Origin of the sequence: Brevundimonas sp., from assembly GCF_032107865.1 — a bacterium.
Taxonomy (GTDB): Bacteria; Pseudomonadota; Alphaproteobacteria; order Caulobacterales; family Caulobacteraceae; genus Brevundimonas.
Genome location: NZ_DAMCNG010000339.1, coordinates 1 through 1888, shown reverse-complemented (window position 1 = coordinate 1888; position 1888 = coordinate 1). Strand labels below are relative to the sequence as shown.

Here is a 1888-nt window from a genome sequence, read left to right as displayed (position 1 = left end):
CGCGCGGGTGGCCCGCCTTGGCCGCCAGCATGTCGCCCATGCGGTCGGGCGCCGCCCACATCCCCTTGCCGATCTGCGCCCGGCCCGACAGGCCCGCCGTCAGGCCGATGTCGACGTTGCGGTCCTCATAGGCCTTGATCCAGCCGGTCTCGCGCACCGCCTCCTTGCGGACGACGGGGCCGCCTTCCATCACCGTGTGGATCTCGTCGCCGGTGCGATCCAGAAAGCCGGTGTTGATGAAGACCACCCGGCCCTTGGTCGCCACGATGCAGTTCATCAGATTGACGCTGGTGCGACGCTCCTCGTCCATGATGCCCATCTTCAGCGTCAGGGCGGGCAGGCCCAGCATGGTCTCAACCGCGCAGAACAGTTCGTCGGCAAAGGCCACTTCATCCGAGCCGTGCATCTTGGGCCGCACCACATAGACCGAGCCCGCCGGGCTGTTGCGCGCCTCGGCCGGGCGACGCAGGTCGTGCAGGCCGATCAGGCCCGTCATGGCGATGTCCAGCAGATGCTCGGGCGTCTCGCGCCCATGGGCGTCCAGCACGGCGTCGGTCGTCAGGTGCAGGCCGACGTTGCGCACCAGCATCAGGCTGCGCCCCTTCAGCGCCAGCGCCGATCCATCCGGCGCCGTATAGACGCGATCGGGATTCAGCCGCCGATCGACCGTGCGGCCGTCCTTCTGGAAATCAGCCTGAAGATCGCCGCGCATCAGGCCCAGCCAGTTGGCGTAGACCAGCCGCTTGTCCGCCGCGTCGACGGCGGCGACGCTGTCCTCGGCGTCGGCGATGGCCGACAGGGCCGCCTCGACCAGCACGTCGGCGACGCCCGCCGGATCATCGCGGCCGATGCGGTGCGCGCGGTCGATGACGATCTCCAGATGCAGACCGTTGTGGCGCAGCAGAACGCCTGACGGCGCATCCGCCGCTCCGGAATAGCCCGCGAACACATCCGCGCCCGCCAGCCCCGTCTCCAGCCCGCCGTCCAGCGTCACGATCAACCGCCCATGCTCGACCCGATAGGCCGTCGCCTGAGCGTGCGATCCGGTCGCCAGCGGCGCCGCCTGATCCAGAAACGCGCGGGCGCGGGCGATGACCTTGGCGCCGCGCTCGACGTCATAGCCCCCCGCCTTGGGCGCTTCGCCCAGCGCATCGGTGCCGTAAAGCGCGTCATACAGGCTGCCCCAGCGCGCATTGGCGGCGTTCAGCAGATAGCGGGCGTTGGTCAGCGGCACGACCAGTTGCGGCCCGGCCATGGTCGCGATCTCGGGGTCGACGTTCGCCGTCTCGGCCCGCACGCCGTCGCGTTCAGGTTCGATATAGCCGATCTCGCGCAGATAGGCCTGATAGGTCGCCTGATCCGACTGGCCCGGATAGGCCCGGTGCCAGTCGTCCAGCTTGCGCTGAAGCAGGTCGCGTCGTTCCAGAAGGTCGCGGTTGCGACGGCCGAAACGAGCCAGAAGCCCCTCGATCCCGGCCCAGAAGGCCTCGGCGCTGACGCCGGAATCCGGCGTCGCCTGATCGCGCACGAAGGCGTCCAGCTCGGCGGCGACCTTCAGGTCGCCGTGGCGGACATAGGCGTCGGCGGGGGTCGTGGGGGCGTCGAACATGGCGGTCTCCTTCAGTCTGGAGAGTACGCCGTCATGGCCTGCGCTATCCACGGCGAAGAAAGACGTTTATCTTTGCATAATCCACAAAGATGAGGACCCGCCATGCTGGCCGAGTATGAAATCTTCGTCCGTGCGCTGGAGGAAGGCAGCCTGTCCGCCGCCGCGCGTCGGCTGGACCTGTCGCCCGCCGTGGCCTCGCGCAGGCTGGCGCGGCTGGAAGACCGGCTGGGCGTGCGGCTGATCGAGCGCCCCTCGCGCCGCCTGGCCCCGACCGAGGCC

Annotated in this window: 2 protein-coding genes; one reads left to right on the top strand and one right to left on the bottom strand. The window is 69.2% G+C overall.

What is annotated here, in order from left to right; all coding sequences use genetic code 11:
• A partial coding sequence (locus tag RT567_RS16445; protein WP_313577270.1) for a malate synthase G occupies positions 1-1609 on the bottom strand: 1609 nt, incomplete at its 3' end.
• A 102-nt stretch (positions 1610-1711) separates the two neighbouring features.
• On the opposite strand from RT567_RS16445, the gene RT567_RS16440 reads away from it, so the two are divergent.
• Positions 1712-1888, top strand: a 177-nt coding sequence (locus tag RT567_RS16440) for a LysR family transcriptional regulator (protein ID WP_313577271.1), incomplete at its 3' end; no start/stop codon positions are given.